The sequence below is a fragment of the Rhizobium sp. RHZ01 genome (genome assembly GCF_014851595.1).
Classification (GTDB): domain Bacteria; phylum Pseudomonadota; class Alphaproteobacteria; order Rhizobiales; family Rhizobiaceae; genus Rhizobium; species Rhizobium altiplani.
Window position 1 is genome coordinate 1 of sequence record NZ_JACUZZ010000126.1, and the last position, 322, is coordinate 322.

The following is a 322-nucleotide window of genomic DNA, read 5'->3' on the forward strand; positions in this document are numbered from 1 at the left end:
TTGGTAAAGGCAAGGCGCACAAGCCCTATGAGTTCGGAGTGAAGGTGTCCGTGGCCACAACACTGAACCGTTCAAAGGGCGGGCAGTTCGCCCTGCACGCAGCGGCGCTGCCCGGCAATCCGTACGATGGCCACACGCTCGCGACCGTCATTCCGGATTTGGAAAAGATGATTGGCACCGAGCTCTCCCGCATTCTGGCCGATGCTGGATACCGCGGCCATAATGCTCCCGAAAGTCACAAGCTGAGGGTCTTCACCAGTGGCCAGAAGCGCCGTCTCACGCCCGCCATCAAGCGCCAGATGCGACGACGATCGGCGGTCGA

General features: G+C 61.2%; 1 protein-coding gene. It reads left to right on the forward strand.

Going from position 1 to position 322, the window contains the following annotated elements:
• Positions 1-322 (forward strand): transposase (locus IB248_RS32470; protein ID WP_192242260.1); only part of this gene is annotated, 322 nt, incomplete at both ends.